This window comes from Methylophaga sp. UBA2496, assembly GCF_002341635.1.
Classification (GTDB): Bacteria; Pseudomonadota; Gammaproteobacteria; order Nitrosococcales; family Methylophagaceae; genus Methylophaga.
In genome coordinates this window covers 269766-293124 of sequence record NZ_DDOK01000007.1, presented here as the reverse complement: position 1 = coordinate 293124, position 23359 = coordinate 269766, and the positions used below count along the sequence as shown (strand labels likewise).

At 46.3% G+C, this 23359-nt stretch carries 19 protein-coding genes; 9 read left to right on the top strand and 10 right to left on the bottom strand.

Going from position 1 to position 23359, the window contains the following annotated elements; translation table 11 throughout:
• Window positions 1-27 precede the first annotated feature (27 nt).
• Genes B2W60_RS11285 through glyQ form a run of 5 tightly spaced genes read right to left on the bottom strand, consistent with a single transcriptional unit; the run spans window position 28 to window position 6407 of the window.
• Complete coding sequence (locus B2W60_RS11285; RefSeq protein WP_292360522.1) at window positions 28-2109, bottom strand: EAL domain-containing protein; 2082 nt, start codon at window positions 2107-2109, stop codon at window positions 28-30.
• Window positions 2096-2848 (bottom strand): lysophospholipid acyltransferase family protein, encoded by a 753-nt coding sequence (locus tag B2W60_RS11280; protein WP_292360524.1) that lies wholly within the window; start codon window positions 2846-2848, stop codon window positions 2096-2098. Before B2W60_RS11280 ends, B2W60_RS11285 begins: the two co-directional genes overlap by 14 nt.
• A complete protein-coding gene (gene gmhB / locus B2W60_RS11275; RefSeq protein ID WP_292360526.1) occupies window positions 2848-3387 on the bottom strand; it encodes a D-glycero-beta-D-manno-heptose 1,7-bisphosphate 7-phosphatase in 540 nt (179 codons plus the stop codon). Before gmhB ends, B2W60_RS11280 begins: the two co-directional genes overlap by 1 nt.
• 9 nt (window positions 3388-3396) lie before the next feature.
• Window positions 3397-5475: a glycine--tRNA ligase subunit beta gene (gene glyS / locus B2W60_RS11270; protein WP_292360528.1), complete on the bottom strand. Its 2079-nt coding sequence runs from the start codon at window positions 5473-5475 to the stop codon at window positions 3397-3399.
• Complete coding sequence (glyQ, locus tag B2W60_RS11265; protein WP_292360530.1) at window positions 5472-6407, bottom strand: glycine--tRNA ligase subunit alpha; 936 nt, start codon at window positions 6405-6407, stop codon at window positions 5472-5474. The genes glyS and glyQ overlap by 4 nt, the downstream gene beginning before the upstream one ends.
• Window positions 6408-6585: 178 nt before the next feature.
• On the opposite strand from glyQ, the gene gshB reads away from it, so the two are divergent.
• The 3 genes from gshB to B2W60_RS11250 are packed head-to-tail and all read left to right on the top strand — an operon-like array spanning window position 6586 to window position 9621.
• Complete coding sequence (gshB, locus tag B2W60_RS11260) at window positions 6586-7530, top strand: glutathione synthase (protein WP_292360532.1); 945 nt, start codon at window positions 6586-6588, stop codon at window positions 7528-7530.
• Window positions 7527-8573 (top strand): FAD:protein FMN transferase, encoded by a 1047-nt coding sequence (locus B2W60_RS11255; protein ID WP_292360534.1) that lies wholly within the window; start codon window positions 7527-7529, stop codon window positions 8571-8573. Before gshB ends, B2W60_RS11255 begins: the two co-directional genes overlap by 4 nt.
• Before the next feature lie 4 nt (window positions 8574-8577).
• Window positions 8578-9621, top strand: a complete 1044-nt coding sequence (locus B2W60_RS11250) for an energy transducer TonB (RefSeq protein WP_292360536.1) — start codon at window positions 8578-8580, stop codon at window positions 9619-9621.
• Between the two features lie 6 nt (window positions 9622-9627).
• Here B2W60_RS11250 and B2W60_RS11245 read toward each other — a convergent pair whose 3' ends face one another.
• Window positions 9628-10251 carry an inorganic triphosphatase gene (locus tag B2W60_RS11245; protein WP_292360537.1) on the bottom strand — a complete coding sequence of 208 codons (624 nt, stop codon included), beginning with the start codon at window positions 10249-10251 and terminating at the stop codon, window positions 9628-9630.
• Complete coding sequence (uvrA, locus tag B2W60_RS11240; protein WP_292360539.1) at window positions 10248-13067, bottom strand: excinuclease ABC subunit UvrA; 2820 nt, start codon at window positions 13065-13067, stop codon at window positions 10248-10250. Before uvrA ends, B2W60_RS11245 begins: the two co-directional genes overlap by 4 nt.
• 50 nt (window positions 13068-13117) lie before the next feature.
• Here uvrA and B2W60_RS11235 point away from each other — a divergent pair, with 50 nt between their 5' ends.
• The 3 genes from B2W60_RS11235 (at window position 13118) to ppnN (ending at window position 16530) form a co-directional block, all read left to right on the top strand.
• A complete protein-coding gene (locus B2W60_RS11235) occupies window positions 13118-14503 on the top strand; it encodes an MFS transporter (RefSeq protein WP_292360541.1) in 1386 nt (461 codons plus the stop codon).
• 36 nt (window positions 14504-14539) lie between these two features.
• A complete protein-coding gene (gene ssb / locus B2W60_RS11230) occupies window positions 14540-15037 on the top strand; it encodes a single-stranded DNA-binding protein (protein WP_292360543.1) in 498 nt (165 codons plus the stop codon).
• Window positions 15038-15168: 131 nt separating this feature from the next.
• Entirely contained in the window at window positions 15169-16530 is a 1362-nt protein-coding gene (ppnN, locus tag B2W60_RS11225) for a nucleotide 5'-monophosphate nucleosidase PpnN (RefSeq protein WP_292360545.1), read from the top strand.
• Window positions 16531-16539: 9 nt separating this feature from the next.
• Here ppnN and B2W60_RS11220 read toward each other — a convergent pair whose 3' ends face one another.
• From B2W60_RS11220 to B2W60_RS11210, 3 genes are all read right to left on the bottom strand, one after another.
• Entirely contained in the window at window positions 16540-16920 is a 381-nt protein-coding gene (locus B2W60_RS11220; RefSeq protein ID WP_292360547.1) for a nuclear transport factor 2 family protein, read from the bottom strand.
• A gap of 84 nt (window positions 16921-17004) precedes the next feature.
• Window positions 17005-17403, bottom strand: coding sequence for a hypothetical protein (locus tag B2W60_RS11215; protein ID WP_292360549.1), 399 nt, complete (start codon window positions 17401-17403; stop codon window positions 17005-17007).
• 207 nt (window positions 17404-17610) lie between these two features.
• On the bottom strand, window positions 17611-19149 hold the full coding sequence (locus B2W60_RS11210; protein ID WP_292360551.1) for an AmpG family muropeptide MFS transporter: 1539 nt from the start codon (window positions 19147-19149) through the stop codon (window positions 17611-17613).
• A 158-nt stretch (window positions 19150-19307) separates the two neighbouring features.
• Here B2W60_RS11210 and dinB point away from each other — a divergent pair, with 158 nt between their 5' ends.
• From dinB to B2W60_RS11195, 3 genes are read left to right on the top strand one after another with little or no spacing between them, the layout of a single operon-like run.
• Window positions 19308-20399, top strand: a complete 1092-nt coding sequence (gene dinB, locus B2W60_RS11205; protein WP_292360553.1) for a DNA polymerase IV — start codon at window positions 19308-19310, stop codon at window positions 20397-20399.
• Window positions 20400-20430: 31 nt separating this feature from the next.
• A complete protein-coding gene (locus B2W60_RS11200) occupies window positions 20431-21678 on the top strand; it encodes an AAA family ATPase (RefSeq protein ID WP_292360555.1) in 1248 nt (415 codons plus the stop codon).
• On the top strand, window positions 21671-22237 hold the full coding sequence (locus tag B2W60_RS11195; protein ID WP_292360557.1) for a DUF4276 family protein: 567 nt from the start codon (window positions 21671-21673) through the stop codon (window positions 22235-22237). Before B2W60_RS11200 ends, B2W60_RS11195 begins: the two co-directional genes overlap by 8 nt.
• The last annotated feature ends 1122 nt before the right edge of the window (window positions 22238-23359 follow it).

Below are 23359 nucleotides of genomic sequence, written 5' to 3'. Positions count from 1 at the left end.
CCTTTATCCGTTCATTAATCTCTCAATCTAAAGATCTTCGTCTTCAAAGTTGTAATCCAGCTTATCTGAAGGTTTATGAATATAAAATCCCTGAGCGTAATCCACCCCCAGACGCCACAGTAGAGCCAGGCTCACAGCATCGGATACAAACTCGGCAATGCAGGGTTTTCCAGCCTGTTTTGCCATATCAATTATCGATTTAATAGCGGCCTGATTTTCAGTATCGTGCGCCATATTCTCAACAAAATTACCGTTGATCTTCAGGTAGTCCACATCCAGAACACTCAAACTATGCGAAAAGCCAATACCTGATCCAAAATGTTCTAATCCAAATTCACAGCCAATGGCCTTAAGTTTGGCAATTGTATTTTTTGTGTCTTCGATATTATCCAACGCGGCTGTTTCACTGATTTCAAATATCAAAGCCTGACCAGTTAAATTGTGTGCTGACAAGCTGACCGATAACCAGTCTACATAATCTTTATCATGTAATGTTTGTTCAGAAAGTTTAATAAAAAACCGCGTTTTCGGATATGTTTTACGGTGCTCAGAAAGCTTTTTAAGGGCCGTACGTATCACCCATTTATCAATTTCCGTCATCATCTGCAGATCAACGGCATACTGAATAAACTGTTCAGCAAGTAAGGTTTTTTCACCGTCTTGTAGTCTTAACAAAACTTCATACAGTTCTTGTTGAGGACCATGTAACCCCACAATTGGCTGAAAGTGAATACTGAATAAATCTTTCTGTAAGGCATTTTGTAACATCGACTGCCAGGCAGAAAGATCTTCTTTATCCGGTTGGGTGATTTTTTCTTCGAATCGGGCCGTTTGATTACCACCGGCATGTTGCGCCAGAGTGCAGGCCTTGTCTGCATTTTCCAATGCTGTTTGCGCGGAAGCTACATTTTCACTGACGCGTGCGATACCAATACTGCAATGTAAATCAATGATTTTACCGTTGGCATGGGATACAAATTCATCAACACTTTTCAGAAAGGCTTCAGCACGTTGGTTCACCGTACTTTCATCAGCACTCGGCACAATAATCGTAAAGATCTGGTCACCATAACGGCCAAGCTTTTCACCTTCCTGGGCAGTTTTTTGTAACTGTTCACCAACACTTTTAATTACTATGTCACTGTTAGTCAGTCCTACTAATTCTTTTATTTGCTGAAAATCATCTAACACCAGGTAAAGCAATGCTGAATCACTTTGATTTTCAGCAGCCTGATTAACCGCGTGTTGAAGCTCGTCGACAAAACGAGTACGGCTGTATACTCCAGTGAGTAAATCAAAATCACGTAATTGTTTTAATTGCTCATCATCTTCAGTAATGTCTTCACTACGTTCGCGAACAACGACCTGAGTGCAGTCTTCTCCTTCCACTTGTGCATGACTGAATTCGATATCCGCATCAAACGCATAACCATCATTTCTCAGACACTGGGCTGTCAGTATTGCCGGACTTGCATCAACTTTTTCGGTGAATTGGCGGAATACCATTTTGAATTTGGCATGATCTTCACTATCAATCAAATCCAGAATGGGCAAACCATCAATATCTTCCTGTTCTTCATAGCCAAACAGATTGAGATAAGCCCCGTTGACATATATGTGCATGCCCTCATGCATATAGGCCACAGCATCCCGTGAACTTTCCAGCAATGCACGTGAACGTTTTTCACTTTCACGTAAAGCCCGTTCATTTCGTCGCCCCAGACGCCGCATGAATAAGTTATCCAGCTCCCGTTCGGCAACAAATTTCAGGCGCTCAACATCATCTTTCAAAATGACATCCTGAACGCCCGTTCGAAATAACTCTTTTTCAGCCGCTTTATTTTCGGTTATCACAATGCAGGGGAGATCTTTGCCAAGATGTTTGATTAAGTTCACTATTTCGATGGGTGCCAGTGATGGAAGCGCATCACGGCAGATAACCAGATCCCAGCTTTGATTACTTAAACACTGTTCCAGTGCATCATACTCATCTTCTCTCCCGGCGCGGACCGCATGTCCAGCACTTCGTAAGACGTTAATGATGGCATCAGCTTCGGTCAGCGAGTCATCAACAATTAATAGCCGTAAAATACCTTCAGCTCTCGCCACGCTGTTCACCTTTATTGAATTGCACCGGTGCACTCCCTTCCAGTTGGGTCATGGTTAATGCCATCCAGTCATACACTTGCTGGTTAACGGCAGTCGCCGACAAAACCTGAGTATCAATCTTAGCGCCAATCACCATCCGGATCACGCCCGGCCGTTTCAGAAAGCCGCTTTTTGCCCAAAAACTACCGGCATTATGGGCTACCGGCACCACTGGAACCCCAGCATCTACGGCTAAACGTGCTCCCCCGATGCCAAACCGCCCAATGGTTCCGGGAGGTAAACGGGTACCCTCAGGAAATACCACCACCATGGCACCGGATTGTAACCGTTCCTTACCCTGCTCAATCACCTGATTCAGAGCTTGACGACCGGCATTACGATCAATGGCGATGGGGCGTAATGAAGCAAGTCCCCAACCAAAAAACGGAATCCACAATAATTCGCGTTTCAACACCCAGACCTGTGGTGGAAATACGGCCTGCAATGCCAGCGTTTCCCAAGCGGATTGATGTTTACATAAAACCACACAAGGTTCATTCGGTATGTTTTCTCGCCCCTCAACTTCCAGCTTAAGACCACAAATAATTTTCAGCAGCCATATATTCATCACCGCCCAGCGGCTGACTACCCAGTAGCGTTGTTTAAAAGGTAATGGCCAGATTAACACCCCTACCACTGAAAAAAGTATGGCAGTTGTCGCATAAATAATCAGAAAAATGAACGAACGGAAAGTCTGCATCAAATATCGGCTTCCAATAAGGCATCGGCAACTGCAGCCAGATTGTCATAGACCGGCACCCCTTTCGGAATACCTTTTTTAACAGTTTTTTCACCTTTTCCGGTACGCACCAGAATGGGTTTGGCACCAGCAGACTGCGCTGCCTGGATATCGCGAAGTGAGTCACCCACAGCAGGCACATGACCCAGATTAACCCTTAGGCGATGAGCCAGATCTTTAAATGCAGCATCTTTAGGTTTACGGCAATCACAATTATCATCCGGTCCATGCGGACAGAAAAAAATGGCTTCAATGCGTCCGCCAACCTGTGCCAGCATGCGCCGCATTTTGCTGTGGATACGGTTTAGTGTTTCTACATCCAGTAAACCTCTTGCGATACCGGACTGGTTCGTAATAATCACCACCCGATAACCAGCATAATTCAGTCTCGCAATGGCTTCCAGGCTGCCCTCTATAGGCTCCCATTCAGACGGTGATTTAATAAACTCATCGGAATCATGGTTTATCACACCATCACGATCAAGAATTATCAGCGACATATATGCATCCTAATTTTGTAATCGGGAAATATCCGCCACACCCAAAAACAATGCCCGTGTCTGATTTAACAGCGCCAGACGATTATGACGAATAGCTTCATCTTCTGCCATAACCATGACTTCGTCAAAAAAGGCATCAATACTGTCGCGCATGTCAGCCAGTCGACGTAATACGCCGGTGTAATCCGCGTTTTGCATCATCGGACCAACATCTGCAGAAACACGTTTTAACGTTTCAGCCAGCTGCTGCTCTGCCGTTTCTTCAAGCAAATCCGGATTCAATTGCAGATCAGCTTCATATGCCGCATTTTTGCGAAGAATATTATCAATCCGTTTATTCCCCGCCGCCAGCGCTTCAGCCTGCTCCATTTCCCGAAATGCCGATACAGCCCGCATTCGATGCATAAAGTCTAAAGGGCGTGTCGGTTGCAAAGCCAGCACAGCTTCAAATACATCACCATGATGTCCTGCATCTGCGGCATAGCCGCGTAATCGGTCAAACAGGTATTGCATCACCGGTTCAACAATGTCGGTTTCAGTCAGTTGTTGGTCGTAACTTTGTACCGACTGCTGTAACAGTTCGGCCAGATCCAGATCCAGATCATTTTCAATAATGATTCGCAATACACCAAGCGCAGCGCGACGTAAGGCAAACGGGTCCTTGGCACCTGATGGTGGTTGACCAATACCAAACAGACCACATAGGGTATCGATTTTTTCAGCCAGGCTCAGTGCCTGACCAGTTTTACCTTGTGGCAATACATCGCCAGCGAAGCGAGGCAGATACTGTTCATCCATTGCCATTGCGAGTTCTTCCTGCTCACCATCCAGGCGTGCATAAAAGCTGCCCATAATGCCTTGCAGCTCAGGAAATTCACCAACCATTTCAGTGACCAAATCGCATTTAGCCAGCATTGCTGCGCGCGCCGCCAAAGCAGTATCGCCACCAATGTTTACCGCAATAAAGCTGGCCAGTTTTGCCACACGCTGTGATTTGTCATGCACCGTCCCCAATTGTTTCTGGAATACAATAGTTTTGAGCTGCTCCTGACGATCGGCTAATGGCCGTTTCCGATCGGTATCCCAGAAAAATGCCGCATCACTTAAACGTGGCAGAATTACTCGTTCATTACCCGCAATGACCTGTGCAGGATCACGGCTTTCAATATTACAAACGGTAATAAAATAGGGCAGTAACATACCTGCAGCGTCTTCTACCGGAAAATATTTTTGATGGCCCTGCATTGAGGAAATCAATGCCTGTGATGGTAATTCCAGAAAACGCTTGTCAAATTCACCGGATAAGGCAACTGGCCACTCCACCAGCCCCGTCACTTCGTCGAGTAATTCGTCATCAATGATGGCCTGACCGCCCAGTTGCGTGGCCAGTTCACTGACCTGTCCCCGGATGGCTTCACGACGCTCTTTAAAATCCACCATGACATGGCCTTCGCTGAGCAATTGCGGTGCATAAGTCTGAGGGCTGCTGATGCGAATTGCCTGAGGATGATGAAAACGGTGGCCGTAGCTCAACTGATTGGATTGCACACCAAGCAGATTGGCAGGAATAATCTCATCACCCAGCATCAATATAAGCCAATGCACCGGCCTGACGAACTCTTCTGACAGACTTCCCCAGCGCATACGTTTGGGAATGGGCAATGCCGCCAACGCCTGTTTGACAATTTCCGGCAGTAATTCTGTAGCCGCCTGTCCAGACTGTTTTTCACGATAGACCAGCCAGGCTCCTTTATCAGTTTCCAGTGTCTCCAGTGCATCAACCTCAACGCCACAGGAACGGGCAAAACCCTGTAAGGCTTTAGTCGGGTTGCCATCTTCATCAAAACCAGCGGTGACCGCAGGACCACGCTTTTCGACATTACGATCAGCCTGATGGGTTTGCAGTCCAGTAATCACGAGTGCCAAACGGCGTGGACTGGCATAGGCCTTCGAAGCCGAATAGCTCAGTTCTGCTGCCGCCAAACCTTTTTCGATACCTTTCAATAAAGCATCACTCAATGTCGAAAGCGCTTTGGGCGGCAATTCTTCAGTACCCAGCTCCAACAGGAAATCTCGTACATCACTCATGACTGCACCTCATCCTGTTTGCTTAACATCGGAAAACCCAAGGATTCACGTCTGTCGTAATAAGCCTGAGCGACCGCTCTGGCCAACGTTCTGACCCGCAAAATAAAGCGCTGTCTTTCAGTAACCGAAATGGCTTTACGCGCATCCAGCAAGTTAAAGGTATGTGACGCTTTCAACACCATTTCATAAGCAGGTAACGGCAAGCCCGCTGCAATCATTCTCTCACTCTCTTTTTCACAGGTATCGAACTGCTGAAACAGATGTTCGGTATTGGCATGTTCAAAGTTGTAGGTCGACATTTCGACTTCGTTTTGATGGAACACATCACCATAAGTCACTTTACCTAACGGACCGTCAGCCCAGACCAGATCATAGACACTGGCTACACCTTGCAGATACATGGCGATGCGTTCCAGGCCATAAGTAATTTCCCCGCTGACCGGTTTGCATTCCAACCCGCCAACCTGCTGAAAGTAGGTGAACTGTGTTACTTCCATACCGTTTAACCAGACTTCCCAGCCCAGCCCCCAGGCCCCTAATGTCGGTGATTCCCAGTTATCTTCCACAAAGCGAATATCGTGAATACTGGTATCAATCCCCAGCATTCTCAGCGATCCAAGATACAGTTCCTGAATATTTAATGGTGACGGTTTGATCAGTACCTGAAACTGATAATAGTGCTGCAAGCGATTGGGATTATCGCCATAACGGCCATCCGTCGGACGACGCGAGGGCTGCACATAAGCCGCACTCCATGGCTCCGGACCGATAGCCCGTAAAAACGTTGCCGGATGGAATGTGCCTGCACCTACTTCCATATCGTAGGGCTGCAGTAATACACAGCCTTGTTCCGCCCAGTATTGTTGCAGGCGCAGGATCAGTTCCTGAAAGGTTTTTGGCGTGGCCGCCACAGTTGCCGCAGAATCACTCATTGAGAAAATTGTCTTCACATCACTAAAAATGCACTGATTATAGCGAATAAAGCAGTGGCTTGTAGAGACAACTCGGTAATGAATTGATGGCCTTGCCAAGTTGACATGTGCGACTGTCACCGCAAAGAAACAGATACGGTACAATGCAGCCACCCATTAATCGTTAAAGAGCATAATTATGTCGCGACTTATCGGCATCGTGATGGACCCCATTTCGGCCATCAATATCAAAAAAGACAGCAGTTTTGCGATGCTTCTGGCGGCTCAGGCCAAAGGTTGGAAGCTCCAGTATATGGAACAACAGGATCTTTATCTGAGCCAGGGCAAAGTCATGGCCAGCATGCGGGATTTGCAGGTCAATGATGATGCTGAAAACTGGTATCAATTAGGCGAGCCGAAAACACGTCGGCTGAGTGAACTTGACGCGATTCTGATGCGCAAGGACCCGCCATTTGACATGGAATATATCTATAGCACTTACCTGCTTGAACAGGCCCAGTCAGAAGGTGTATTGGTAGTCAACCCACCACAAAGCCTTCGGGATGCCAATGAGAAACTGTTTACCGCCTGGTTCCCCCAATGTTGCCCCCCCACTCTGGTCACTCGCAAAAAATCACTGATGCGTGAGTTTCAGCAACAACACGGCGATATTATTATCAAACCGCTTGACGGCATGGGCGGTGCTTCAATTTTTAAAGTCAGTCAGGACGATCCGAATTTTTCGGTGATTGTTGAAACATTGACTGAGTTAGGTAAAAAATCGGTGATGGTGCAGCAATACCTGCCAGCAATTAAAGACGGTGATAAACGCATTTTGCTGATCAATGGTGAGCCGGTGCCCTATGCCCTGGCCCGCATCCCGGCAGCCGGAGAAACCCGCGGAAACCTGGCAGCAGGTGGTCGCGGAGAAGGTCGCCCGCTGACTGAAAGAGACCACTGGATTTGCCAGCAAGTCGGACCGAAATTACGCGAAAAAGGCCTGTTATTTGTCGGTTTGGATGTGATTGGTGATTACCTTACCGAAATTAATGTCACCAGTCCGACCTGTATCCGTGAGCTTGATCGGCAGTTCAATCTGAATATTGCCGGTGATTTAATGAATTGTATTGAGGCCCATTTATGAAGACTGTTGTACACAGCCTTTTATTATTAATTGGTTTAGCTTTATTGAGTGCTTGTGGAGATAGCGATCGGGCGTTACAAGCCAAGTTTTATGCGTTTGGAACCGAAATTGACGTCAGTCTATATGGCGTTGATGAAGAAACAGCGTCTAAAACCATAGACACACTTGAGCAGTCTTTTTCAGAGGTAAATGATCTGTGGCACGCCTGGCAACCCAGTGTGTTAACCAAAATCAATGAAGCAATTACTGCCGGGGAATCCATTGAAGTCGATGACAACGTGGCCAAAGTTATCCTTCTTGCACAGAAACTGGCCGGTGAAAGTGGTCAGTTATTCAACCCGGCAGCCGGCAATCTGTTTCAGCTATGGGGTTACGAACAGGATAACTGGTTTGAATCCCGTCCACCACCATCACAAAAGGATATTGATGCATGGCTTGCAGATAGTCCGACGATGGAAGATATTGTGATTGAAAATGGTGTTTTGAGCAGCAACAACACCAATGTCCGGTTAGGCTTCGGTGGTTTTGCCAAAGGTTATGCCGTAGATAACGCCATAGCTGTATTAAAACAGCAAGGCATCGAAAATGCCGTCATCAATATCGGCGGCGATTTACGCGCCATAGGGTCGCATGGTGAACGTCCCTGGATTATTGGTATTCGACATCCAAGGCATGACCGGGTATTGGCTTCTGTAGCGGTGAGTGGTGATGAAAGTGTTTTCAGTTCCGGAGATTACGAACGCTTTTTCACCTATGAAGGTAAACGTTACCCGCATATTCTGGATCCTCGTAACGGATATCCTGCTGATCAAGCCATGTCTTCAACCGTGATTCACGAAAATGCCTCAATGGCGGACGCTGCGGCCACCGCTATTTTTGTTGCCGGCAGCGACTGGCCAACCATCGCTGCTGAAATGGGAATTGATATGGTAATGTTAGTGACTGAAGATGGCGAAGTCGAAATGAGTCCTTCGATGCAAAAGCGTGTCAGATTAACCGGACATGATCGTGACCCTGTGATTCGTGAAATCCCGCAAGAGTAAGTGAATGATTAGCACTTCGAGCGCCACTGATCGTATGATTCTGACCCTTATCGGGTCGGTCATTCTGCATGCGATAGTGGTGTTTGCTATCAGCTTTAATGTGACGTCTCCACCAACCAATGCCCCGGTAAATCAACTTGATATTACCCTGGTGAAACAACAAACTGAGCAGGCTCCGGAAGAGCCCAGCTATTTAGCTCAAGTCACCAATGAAGGCGGCGGGGAAACAGAAGAAAAATCGCCAGAACCGACACCGGATATGTCGGTACCCATTGCTGAAGAACCTCCAGCAGCTATAGCACCTTTGCCTGCTCCAATCACAGAACGGGATCCTGTTCCGGTTGAATCCGTGACTCCAGAACCCGTTCTGGATGAAACCCCAACAGCAGAAGAGTTGCCTGCCGTGGTTGAGGCAGCCCCAGAACCACCTGTGGTTGAGCCACCTGCCGAGCCAGTTGAGTCCAAACCAGAGCCTGAAACCGCCAGTAAGAAAATCACTGCTGAAAACGCAGAGCGTAAAGTCGAAACCAGTGAAATTAAGACGGATGATATTGTCGATGCACCGGAGGAAACAGAAGCCCTCCAACCAACCGTTTCCGGCGCAGAATTGATTGCGCGGGCAAGAACCGAAATCGGTTCGCTGCAAAACACACTGAACAATAACAGCAAAGCCCTGAGTGAAACACCGAAAAAACGCCGCATTTCGGCAGCCACTAAAGAATATTCTGCTGCGGCCTATATGCGGGCGTGGGCAATGAAAGTCGAGCGCATCGGCAATATGAATTACCCTCAGGAAGCCAAAGATAAGGGTGTTAACGGCAGCTTGATGTTATCCGTTGATATTAAACCAGATGGCAGCGTGCCTCCCGATGGAATTGTCGTGTCACGCTCTTCCGGGCATAAAGTACTGGATGATGCGGCGGTGCGCATTGTTCGCTTGGGTGCGCCCTATGCTGCCATCCCTGAGGATGTTCTACAGGGCAGTGATATGTTAACCATTATCCGTACCTGGAAATTTGAAAGCGCCCGCGGCATGTCGGCCCGTTAAGCAGTATTATTTACTTTGGTTTTGCTGATAGAGCTGATAGCCCGTCTCTGCTTTACTGCTGTTTTTATAGGTCAGACTCAGTTCTTCTCTCAACCTTTCGGCAATTTGCCGTAACACTTCAAGCGCCCCATGACGTAACTCAAGCTCAATTTCGTGGATGACAGCCGTGTTGTCAGCTGAACCCGCCTCACCAAAATCATATGCCAGTTCTATCAGCGTATCCTGCGGTGCTTCCAGCAAATACACATCACGTTGAAACTCGGTATAAAACAGACACGTTAATTGTCTCCAGCTGCCACTGTCATCAACAATCGGTGCTAATGGCGTCTGCCGCAATAATGGTAGATCAAACTCGCTATTCATGATGGGATGTTCCCACTCTTCACGCTGATGCAAGCCATCTTTGACCTGGCCACTGCTCTTTACCGTTTGCACCCACTGATCACCAATTTGCCGCATACGTAAAGCAATACCCTGATTTTTCAGCTTTAACTCTGGTGTATCAAAATATTCGGTACGCAAATGCAGCTGCTGCTGTTCCGTGGTGATGGCCTGCAACCAGTCAAGCTCTGACAGATCCAGCTTGTCAGAGCCTGCAACGGCTAATTTGATTTCCTGTTCAAGACTCATTTCAGTAAAGGCTTTAAATAATGGCCGGTATGTGAATTCGGATATTCAGCAATTTGTTCTGGCGTGCCGACCGCAATCACTTCGCCGCCTCCCGCACCACCTTCAGGCCCCATATCAATTACCCAATCCGCGGTTTTCACCACATCCAGATTATGCTCAATCACTACGATAGTGTTGCCACGATCACGCAAATGATGCAGCACTTTCAGCAGCTGCTCAATATCATAAAAATGCAAGCCTGTAGTTGGCTCGTCCAGGATATAAAGCGTTTTACCGGTATCCCGTTTGGAGAGTTCTTTTGCCAGTTTGACCCGTTGCGCTTCACCGCCGGAAAGCGTCGTGGCATTTTGTCCCAGCTTGATATATGTCAAGCCAACATCAATCAGGGTTTGCAGTTTTTTCGCAACCACCGGGATATTTTCGAAAAACACATTGGCGTCTTCAATGGTCATATCCAGCACTTCAGTAATGGTCTTGCCTTTGTAGCGAATATCCAGGGTTTCGCGATTATAGCGCTTGCCTTTACAGACATCACACGGCACATAGATATCCGGTAAAAAGTGCATTTCCACTTTAATAAGACCATCACCCTGACAGGCTTCACAGCGGCCGCCTTTGACATTAAAACTGAAACGCCCCGGGCCGTAACCCCGGGCCCGAGCTTCCTGAGTCCCAGCAAATAATTCACGAATCGGGGTAAATAAGCCGGTATAGGTGGCAGGGTTGGAGCGTGGCGTGCGACCAATGGGACTTTGATTAATCGCCACCACTTTATCCAGCTGTTCCAAGCCCAGAATTTCCGTATGCGGAGCCGGTTCATCGGAAGCACCGTTGAGGGTTTTGGATGTCAGTTTCAGCAATGTTTCATTGATCAATGTGGATTTACCAGACCCTGATACACCGGTGACACAGGTCATCAAACCAATCGGAATATCCACATCCACATGTTTCAGATTATTGCCGCAGGCACCACGAAGACCAATCGCCTTACCGGCATGATAAGCTTCTCGCTTAACTGGTATCTCAATTTTGCGCCGCCCTGACAGGTATTGGCCGGTAAGCGAATGCTCACTTTTCATAATATCCTGAGGTGTCCCACGGGCCACAATTTCACCACCGTGTACACCGGCGCCCGGCCCGATATCCAGCACATAATCAGCACTGCGGATCGCATCCTCATCATGCTCAACTACGATTACCGTATTACCCAGATCGCGTAATCGGGTCAGCGTTGCCAGCAAACGATCATTATCACGCTGATGCAAACCAATGGAAGGTTCATCAAGTATGTACATCACCCCCACCAGACCTGCGCCAATCTGACTTGCAAGACGAATACGCTGGGCTTCACCACCAGATAAGGTATCCGCACTACGCGCCAAAGACAGGTAATCCAGTCCGACATTCACCAGAAAGCTAAGGCGTGCACTGATCTCACTGACGATCTTACTGGCGATCTCGCCACGTTTGCCGGGCAATTGTAATTCCTGGAAAAACTGAGTGGCCTCGCCTATCGGCATTGCCGTTATCGCCGGTAAATTGGTTTCGTTGATAAAGACATTACGTGAGGCTTCTCTTAATCGGGTGCCATGACAATCCGGACAGGCTCTGATGGAGTGAAATTTCGCCAGTTCATCACGCACACTGCCGGATTCGGTTTCATGATAGCGACGTTGCAGATTCGGAATAATGCCTTCAAAGGCATGTTTACGGGTCACCCGTTTGCCGCGGTCGCTGATATAACTGAAATCAATATCAGTGCGACCGCTGCCATACAAAATGACCTGGCGGACATTTTCCGGTAATGAATCAAACGCCGCATCAATATCAAACTGATAATGCTTCGCCAGAGACAGAATCATCTGGTAATAATAAGCATTACGACGATCCCAGCCTCTAATCGCGCCGGCCGCCAGGCTCAGTTCAGGGTGTGCAACGACGCGGGAAGGATCGACAAACTGTTTTATTCCCAGTCCATCACAGGTAGGGCAGGCTCCAGCCGGGTTATTAAACGAAAACATGCGTGGTTCAAGTTCGGCAATCGAATAACCACATTCGGAACAGGCAAAGCGTGCGGAAAACAGGGTTTGATCGGAGTCATCATCCATTGATACGACTTTAGCCACACCGTCCGCCAGCTTTAAAGCGGTTTCAAATGATTCAGCCAGACGCTGCTGAATATCTTCCCGTACCTTAAATCGGTCTACCACAGCTTCAATAGTATGTTTTTTGCGTAACTCCAGCTCTGGTGGCTGTTCCAGTTCAACCACTTCGCCGTTGACTCTTGCACGCACAAAACCTTGTGCTCGCAAACCTTCAAATACCGATAAATGTTCGCCCTTGCGATCCTGAATGACCGGAGCCAACAACATTAACCGTTTGCCTTCCGGCATCGCTAATACGGTATCCACCATCTGGCTGACTGTCTGCGCTTCCAAAGGCAGATGATGGGTCGGACAGCGTGGCTCACCGGCTCGCGCCAGTAATAATCTCAGATAATCATAGATTTCAGTAATCGTACCGACGGTAGAGCGCGGATTATGCGATGTCGATTTTTGTTCAATGGAAATGGCTGGAGAAAGTCCCTCAATATGATCAACATCGGGCTTTTCCATCATCGATAAAAACTGTCTGGCATAGGCCGATAGTGATTCCACATAACGGCGCTGCCCTTCTGCATACAAGGTGTCAAAAGCCAGTGACGATTTGCCTGATCCGGACAAGCCGGTAATGACAATCAGCGCATCTCTGGGCAGGTCCAGATCAATATTTTTCAGGTTGTGCGTACGGGCGCCGCGGATACTGATTTTTTTCATGCCTGTTCCGTAGTAAAATCCAACGGATCAATATACTCTGTCACCCTATCATGACGCAAAAGCAAGCCACATCTGACGCACTCAGTGCGCTGGAGAAACGAACTATTTCCGGTTTATCACTCATATTCGCCCTGCGAATGCTCGGGTTATTTATGATTTTGCCGGTATTTTCGCTCTCCGCTCAACAGTATTCACACAGCACGCCGCTATTAATCGGTCTGGCCATCGGTGCCTACGGTTTAACGCAGGCTGTATTACAAATTCCGTTTGGCATGCTTTCCGATCGAATTGGTCGTAAGAAGGTCATTTATCTGGGGTTAATTTTATTTGCTTTTGGCAGTTTATTGGCCGCGATGGCAGATTCTATTTATACCGTGATTCTTGGGCGTTTATTGCAAGGCAGTGGCGCGATTGCTGCGGTGGTAATGGCCTTAACGGCTGACCTGACTCGCGACCAGCATCGCACCAAAGCCATGGCAGCTATTGGCATCAGCATTGGCCTGTCATTTTCTGTGGCATTGGCTGGTGGTGCCGCATTGGAAAGCTGGATTGGACTGGATGGTATCTTCTGGGCCACCGCATTAATGGCGGTTTTCGGCATGATCATCTTGCATTGGTGGGTGCCCACTCCATTTAAGCATAAGCAACATCAGGATATGAAACCTGCCCGCGCACAGATTGGTGAGGTATTGGCAAATACTTCTATTATGCGACTGGTCATCAGTATTCTGGTGCTGCATTTATTACTGACCTTAAGCTTTTTTGCCTTGCCGATTGCCTTGCAGGATTTTGCTGGCGTGGCCAAAGCTGATTTAGCCCTCACCTATTTGCCAGTGTTGCTACTGGCATTTATCACGATGGTGCCGTTTATTCTGCTGGCCGAAAAACAACGCAAAATGAAAATGGTCTTTACCGGCGCAATCGCCGTATTGGCCATTGCCCAGGTCGGTTGGGCATTGCTGCCAAGCTCGTTAGCCATATTGATGGTGTGCTTGTGGTTATTTTTTACCGCCTTTAATATTCTTGAAGCCAGCCTGCCTTCGATGATGTCCAAGCTCAGTCCCATTAGAAATAAAGGCACTGCAATGGGCATCTATTCCAGCGCGCAATTTATCGGTGCATTTCTCGGCGGCATTCTGGGGGGAATCATTTACAGTGTTGGTGATATCAGCTGGATTTTCTGGTCCGCCGGGTTGATCAGTGCTGTTTGGCTGATATTTATGCTACCCATGCAAGCGCCAAAACATTACAGTAGCCGCATTATTCCGTTAAATGAAGTGACGGCCGAGACGGCTGATGAATTTGCAGAACGGCTGAATGCGATTAAAGGCGTGGTAGAGATAGTTATCGTGCTAGAAGAGAGGCTTGCTTACGTCAAATATCTCGCCGATGATGTCGATTTGCATGAACTCGAAGCATGTCTGATTTATGCGTAAAATGAACAAATATTTGAATTAAAAAAGGAATTCACCATGTCAGTAAACAAAGTTATTCTGGTTGGCAGACTCGGAGTCGATCCTGAAAGCCGGGCTTTTCCTAATGGTGGCTCGATCTGTAATTTACGGATTGCCACCTCAGAAAGCTGGCGTGACAAACAAACCGGTGAACGCCAGGAACGTACGGAATGGCATCGCGTGGTGTTACGCAACAAACTGGGTGAAATTGCTCAGCAATATCTGCGTAAAGGCTCACAAGTTTATATAGAAGGCCGTATTCAAACCCGTAAGTGGCAAAATCAGCAAGGTCAGGATCAATACACCACTGAAATTGTCGGTAATGAAATGACCATGCTGGACAGCAAAGGTGCCGGCGGCGGAAGCAGTGATAATCAGGATTACAATCAAGGCCGACCATCTCAACCCGCAGCAAAAAGTAACTACAACAATCCGCAACCTGCCTCAGCTTCTGCAGGCCCGGATTATGGTTCAGGTGGTGAAGCCGATTATTATGATGACGATATTCCATTTTGATCGAGTAAGATATTTATACCAAAGCCCCTGACACAGGGGCTTTTTTGTTTCGTTTGGTAGATTTTTTTACATTGATTCCCAAACTCAACAGTGGGAGTATGTCTGCTTGCCTTTTTTATCAATAGAAGTCTATGAACAAAATTCAACACACCACGATTCGTCCATTACGAACATTAAATCTGCTGTCTCAGGAAGAAATCCAACGTATCAGTAACACCAGCGAAGATCTGCATCGATTATTTCGCGATTGCGCTTTGGCGATTCTAAATACCGACAGTCATCAGGATGATGCTGAGCAGATCTTTCATACCTTTGCCGACTTTGATATCAAACTGGTGCCGCAATCGCGTGGTGTGGTGCTGGAAATCAAAAATGCACCGGCACAGTCTTTTGTTGACGACAAGATTATTCGTGGCATTCAGGAGCATTTATCTTCGGCACTGCGCGATATTATCTATACCGACTTCAAAATTCTCGCTCGGCAAACCTCGCCAACCTCTGAGCAGATAACGGATAGCGTATTTATGATTCTGCGCAATGCCGATGCTATCAAGCCGAATATGACACCGAATCTGGTGGTGTGCTGGGGTGGTCATTCCATTCCACGAGAAGAATATGATTACGCCAAACATGTGGGCTATGAATTAGGTCTGCGTAATCTGGATATCATTACCGGCTGTGGTATTGGTGCGATGAAAGGTCCGATGAAAGGCGCAGCTGTTGGCCATGCCAAGCAGCAAATCAAAACCGGCCGTTATATCGGTATCAGTGAACCGGGCATTATTGCTTCTGAATCGCCAAATGCGATTGTTAATGAACTGGTGATAATGCCGGATATTGAAAAACGGCTGGAAGCATTTGTGCGTCTGGGTCACAGTTTTATTGTGTTTCCAGGTGGCGTCGGCACCGTTGAAGAAATTTTCTATTTGCTCAGTATTTTGCTGCATCCGGAAAACAAACAAGGCATACCCTTAGTGTTTGCCGGCCCTGAGTCCTGTCGCGACTATTTTGATACGCTGGATAAATTCCTGCGCCGCTGTCTGGGTGATGAGATTGCCGAGCTTTATCAAATTGTCATTGGCGAGCCGGAAACAGTGGGACAGACCATCCGTGATTCGGTTGATGCGGTGCATCTGGCGCGTCGTGAATCACAGGATGCCTACTACTTTAACTGGCAACTGCATATCGATCCGATGTTGCAACAGCCATTTATTCCCACTCATGAAAACATGGCTTCTTTGCGTCTGTATTCAGACATGCCAAAGCATGAGCTAGCCAGTAATTTACGTTCGGCTTTTTCCGGTATTGTCGCCGGTAATGTCAAAGCCTTTGGTATTCGTGAAGTGGCCAAACATGGTCCGTATGTTATTAACGGTGAACCGGAACTGCTACGCGCCATTGATGATCTGTTACGCAAATTTGTCCGCGAAAAACGTATGAAACTGGGGCAGGACGAAAATGCCTACAAACCTTGTTATAAGCTGCTGGATTAACCCAGCAGTTTAGTCCTCGTCATGCAGGTGAAATACTTTATTCATCACCTGCCATTTGCCATCAATTTTTAACAAATTGAAAAAATCGGTAAAACGATGACCGGTCCAGTTATCTGACTCCAAACGTACACTGGCGGCATTACCGACCACATCAATATGCGTAATCGTTGATTTCATCTCTTTGGCCGGACCATTTTCATCATTCCAGTCATACAAACCCTGAATGGGGCCGGCAAATAAATCCGGACCAACATAACCGTAGATGGTGGCATCCTGATGGAAAGCCGGTTTCATCAGCTCACCACGGCCCGAAACGGCACCATCAATATAGTGCTGTATCAGCTTGGTAATGGCAGCGTAATCACTGATTGAAGTCGCGGTATTAGACATAGAAATCTCCTTGCTGTGTATGGATAAAGCCAACATAACATAAATATTTCGGGGAAATTTCCCGCGATAAAACACCCAAAACTGTTATCTGGAAATGATTTTAAGCTGCATCACATAAATCAATTCACAGGCATTGGCACCGGTATCCTCACGGCTGAGCGAGCTGCGCCAGCGCCAGCCATCCTCAGCATGCACATTGACCAGATAGCCCTGAAGCGTAATCAATTGTCCAGCTCGTATCTGCTTCAGCGTTCTGGCTATTTCATCGTTAGCCGGGATCAAATGCATATTGGCACTTTGCGTTTCAATATGACGGCGCGGGATTGGAAACGAGTCAACCTGCCAGAAATACCAGCGGCCGGATTGGCGGATGTTGATCTGTTTCACCACCTGCGGATCTGCCATATCTTTCCATCCTAATACCAAATCAGTAGGGGATAAATCCGCTTCACGGCCTAAGTAATAATCTTCCCGTGCCAACACACGGGCTTCCAGATGAAATTCCGCCACAGGCTGGATAAGATATTGATCAAAAGGTATTGAAGCTATGTCAGATACTTCAGTTTGCCGAGGCGTGTTTTCAACAACTCTGTTGGGCTCAACAAACTCTGTCTCAGCCGACGAACAATGACGCCAGCCGAAAAAAACTACTATTAAAATTAACAGCCAGCGCCACATAACGATGTTCAGCTAATCATCTATTCGAAAACGCCTGGCCGCCAGGAATACTAACAACAACACCGGCACTCCCATGAATGCCGTCAGCAAAAAGAACTGTTCATAGCCGATACTTTCCACCATGGTCCCGGAATAACCGCCAAGTATTTTCGGCAGCAAGGTCATCAGCGAACTGAAAATAGCGTATTGCACGGCGGTAAACGAGATATTGGTCAGGCTGGACAAAAACGCAATAAATGCTGCACTCGCCAGGCCACCCGACAGGTTGTCGGCGGAAATCACGATATACAACATCACAATATCGTTGCCCATTTGTGCCAGCAACATAAACAACAGATTAGTCAGAGCGGATAACACTGCTCCTAAAAACAGAATGCGCATTACCCCGAAACGCAGTGCCAGAATCCCACCGAGGAAACCGCCGACAATGGTCATAAACAAACCAAAGGTTTTTACCACCGTGGCAATTTCCGGTTTGGTAAAGCCCATATCCTGATAAAAAATATTGGCAACAACACCCAGCACGATATCGGAGATCCGATACAGACCAATCAATAGCAGCAATAACAACGCCATCGACAGACCATAACGTTTAAAGAAATCCTGTACTGGCTCAACATAGCTGCGATGCACAATACTCTTCTGTACCCATCCCATTAAAATTAACACTCTGGCAATAATCACCGCCACCAGGGTTGCCAGCACTAACCGCACCAATTCAACACCCACTGCAGCCAATGGACCATTATGGACCCAACTGAGCATCTGTAATCGTGCTTGCACCGCCCAATCACCTGTCAGGTAAAAACAGCCGATAAAACCACTAATCGACAAGGCAAAAGTCAGCATCAAACCCAGATAATCCCGCTTTCGATCATCATGAATTTTTTTATTCACTTCGGGTTCAGGGCTTAACAGCGTTGTTGCTACACCAATCAACATCAATGCCGCCATAATCAAATAGCTTTGTCGCCAGGCCAGATAATCATATTCACCCATTTCCGAGCCAAAATAACTGGCCAGCATCAACGCGCCCGCTCCGGCCATTAACATACCGATTCGATAACCGGCGATATAACTGGCGGACATTAACGCCTGTAAACGCGTATCGGCAGATTCAATACGATAAGCATCAATCACCACATCCTGCGTCGCGGCTGAAAAGCCCAGTAATACTGCGGCAATAGCCATTAATGTGAGTGAATGTGTGGCCGGATCCACCATCGCCATCAAAATAATCGACGTAATAATCATCAATTGCGATAAAAATAACCAGCTGCGCCTTCGACCTAACAGGCGATGCAAAATCGGTAATGGCAAAATATCCAGCAGCGGAGCCCAGACAAATTTGAAGGAATAACCCAGCGCCGCCCAACTGAAATAGGTGACTGCGCTGCGTTCCACACCGGCTTCCCGCAGCCATAAGCTAAGCGATGAAAAAATCAGTAATAACGGCAACCCCGCTGCAATACCGAGAAACAGCATGGTGACAACTTGAGGGGTAAAGAAAGCCCGCAGACTTTCCTGCCAGGAACGGATATTTGCAATCAAACGTAAGCTCACTGATGAGGTTTAATTCGCTAAAGTAACATTGACGCTTCTGGCAATCCACTCTGAAATAACCGTCAGTTCAATATGGAAATATCTCACTCCACCTATTCGTTCTAGATTGTGAGAAAATAACGAGAACTTAATCACCTCAAATATCAATGGCTAAGCAACGAAAAATCATTCACGTAGATATGGACGCCTTTTATGCCTCGGTTGAACAACGTGATTTTCCCGAGCTCAAAGGCAAACCGCTGATCGTCGGTGGTCAACCCGATAGCCGTGGCGTGGTGGCCGCGTGCAGCTATGAAGCACGCAAATTTGGTATTCATTCGGCAATGGCCTCATCACGGGCCTATCGCCTATGCCCCGAAGCCATTTTTGTCCGTCCCCGTTTTGACGCCTATAAAGAAGTATCCAACCAAATCCGCGAAATATTCTGGCGATATGCCTCAGAAGTTGAACCGCTTTCTTTAGATGAAGCCTATCTGGATGTCACTTACACTGAATCGTTTAATGGCTCTGCCACATTGATTGCCAAAGCCATCAAAAGTGAAATCCTTGACGAGACTGGGCTCACCGCCTCGGCTGGTGTGTCCTACAATAAATTTCTCGCCAAAATTGCCTCTGATATGGATAAACCCGATGGCCTGTATCTCATCCGCCCAGAACAGGGCCAGGAATTTGTAAACCTACTACCCATCGGCAAATTTCACGGTATCGGCCCCGCCACCGAAACCAAAATGAAAAACCTCGGCATCCATACCGGCAATGACTTACGACAGAAAACCTTAACCGAACTCACCAAACGTTTCGGCAAATCCGGTCAGTATTATTACAACATCGCCCGAGCCATTGACGAACGACCGGTCCGCAGTCAGCGTATACGCAAATCACTGGGCAAGGAAACCACCTTTGCTGAAGATATTCTTTCCGTCCCCGAGTTAACTATCATCCTCCTCGACCTCGCCAAACAAGTGCTCGACAGTCTTAACAAACACAACATGCAAGGCAGAACCGTTACTGTCAAAGTGAAATACGCTGACTTTCAACAAGTCACTCGTGCTCAAACCCTGGATCACAGTATTGGCTTTGCTGATTTACAGGAGTGGATTCCAAAGTTGTTGGCTCGGACTGAAGCTGGGCATAAACCAGTCAGGTTGGTGGGGTTGAGTTTGAGTGGGTTTGATTTGCCGGTTGTTGTTGAGAATGTTCAACAGCAGTTAGATTTAAGTCATACTGACATTGCTTAAATAAAACATTTAACAAAAAAATGGTAGCGATATGAGAATATCAAAGATACAAATAAAAAGTTATAGGAGTTGTGAAAATACTGTATTCCTTCCCGACTCTGAACTCACAGCTTTAATTGGACCTAACGGTAGTGGCAAAACAAATATCCTTTCAGCAATAAAGCTATTGTCTTCACTATTATATGTAAGAAGACGATCAAGTTTAAAAAGACGTGAAGAGTCCCTTTACACAGCAAGTGAAATAAAAACTTGGTTTAATATGAATGGAAAAACCGTCATTCATAATGCAAAAGTAAATCTTGTAGTTAATGAAAAAAATGAAGATGAAGTCATAGAGTCTAGTGAAAGTTGGTACATGTTTGACATAACTGGCAGTAGAAAAAAAGCCTATATTCCGCTAGAAATAATATACGACATATCTCACTTTGGAAAAATGAATGTACATGGAAGTGCCAGAGATCGAAGTGGGTTTTTAAAGAAGTATTTAGAAGAAAGAGGGTTTGATGAAAAATCATTATCGGTGATGATTTCAATCTCAGAATATATAGCTAACATTAGCTACTACAGTGCCTCTCAATTTACAAATCCATCTAACTGTCCAATATCATTTGAAGTTGAGGCTGAGGGTAATTCTGGTCTTCGTCGAGGAATTTCCATCAGAAGTAGTCATAAGACATTTCTTTACAACATGTATTCCGAATTCAAAGAAAATACAGAAGCTTATAGTGAATTCTTTAATATAGTCGGTCCATCGGGTATTGGTTTGATTGATAAAATTGATTTCAAAGAGATTGAGACCTCCTCATCAAGTGTTAGTGTTCTCACAGGGGGTACTGTAAGAAAGCGTGAAAAAATAAATTTAATGGTAGTTCCAGGATTCACAATTTCAGAAAGCACATTGTCACCGAGCCAACTATCTGAGGGAACATTTAAGACTCTTGCATTAATTTTCAATCTAGTCACCGATAAAAGCAGCATGCTTATGATTGAGGAACCAGAAGTATGTGTACATCATGGTTTGTTGAATAGCATTATTGAGCTAATAAATATTTACTCAAAAGAAAAGCAGATATTCATCTCCACACACTCCGACACTGTGCTAGATAATGTCGATATTGAAAATGTTTTCTCTGTGAAAAGAGATTCTTCAAAAGGAACCATCGTTAAGAATATTTCAAAAATACTTAAAAACGAAGAAATGAAAGCACTTAAAGAATATCTTCAGACAGAAGGAAGCTTAGGAGAGTATTGGAAGCATGGAGATCTAGAAAATGTCTAAGAAGATCGGAGTAATCGCTGAAGATTTAAGTGATGTTGATGTAATCCAACATATTTTAAGTAAATATATTGATAAGTGCGAATTTGCAGTAAAGAAATTTGTTGGAAATGGTTGTGGAAAACTTAGAAATAAATGCAACTCTTGGGCCACGCAACTTTATAATTCAGGATGCGAACATATTCTTGTATTTCATGATTTAGATAGAAATAATGAAGTAAAGTTACGAAAAGAGTTGGAGAAAAAAATCAGTATCAACCAGTTCCCAAACTCTTTAATTATCATTCCAGTTGAAGAAATGGAAGCATGGTTATTAACGGATCCTGAGGCAATAAAAAAAGTTTTTGGCTTAGACAAAACACCAAAAATAGACTCGCAATGTGAATCAATAAATTCACCAAAAGAGTATTTAAGAAATTTGGTTTGGAGAAATGGAAAAAAACGTTACTTAAACACAATTCACAATAAGAAAATTGCTGAAGAAATTTCAATATTAAAACTCAAAAAATGTAATTCCTATTGTAGTTTTGACAAATATATTAGAGAAACTATCTGTAAGTAAAATTTGATAGCCCGTAGGTTGGGTTGAGGTACGAAACCCAACAATCTGAAACATGCTGCTCATTCCATCGCTGCCGCTGGGCGTTCATTTATTTTGCTTGCCCAAAATAAACGAACCAAACAAAAGGGCAGCCCATGCTCGCCCTGCGGGTTCCCTGCGCTTCTCAATCAGTTTGGAACATGACGAAAACTCGCTGCGCTCAAACACTCGTCATGTTTAATCCAAACTGATCTGCGATGCTCGGCTTCGCATAAGGGCGTTAGGGAGAGCCGTTGAGGTTGGAGACAAAATCCCCTTTTGTGTTGACGAGTAGCGGAGCTTTGTCTGGATAACGGACGGCCAGTGTTTGAGCGAAGCGAGTTTTGGCCGTACGCCAGACAAAGTGAGCAACGCAGTGGAGCCGCAGGCCAACACATGGGGTGCCCTGGGGTTGTTAGGGGAATGGGCACGCATTCCCCTGACTCGACATTAAGTCGAAATAATCTTGTTAAATATCACACCGGTTTAAATATACCTATGCAAATTGTTGGGTTTCATTGCATTCAACCCAAACATAAAGGCTGACTGGGCATGACGGAAACTCCCTTCGGTCAAACATCCGTCATGCGATCCGACCAGCTCTGCGATGCTCAGCTTCGCATAAGGGCATTAGAGGGTCGGCGACAAAATCCCCTTTTGTGCTGCCGATAAAAATGGTTATCTCAGGATTAGAAATCGGAATGTCTGATTCGTGGCATCCATGCCACTCACCCTACGGCGGCTCCGGCGTCCAAATTTGTTCCAGACAAATTTGTGAGCGAAGCGAGTTTGGTGAGTCTCCCTGACAAAAAACGCAACGCAGTGAAGCCGCAGGCCAGCACAAGGGTTGCCCTGGGGTTGTTAGGGGATGGGCACGCACAAATTCGTCGGGAACGAATTTGAACTGCGAAGCAACCTGCTTGCAGGTGAGCCACAGGGATGTGGCTTATTACTCCCCTGACTCGACATTAAGTCGAAATAAATTTATTAAATATCAAATCGGTTTAAATGGACCCATGCCGATTGTTGGGTTTCGTACCTCAACCCAACCTACAAATGTCATTAGATTCCCACATGCGCGGGAATGACAGCTATCTGTTGAAC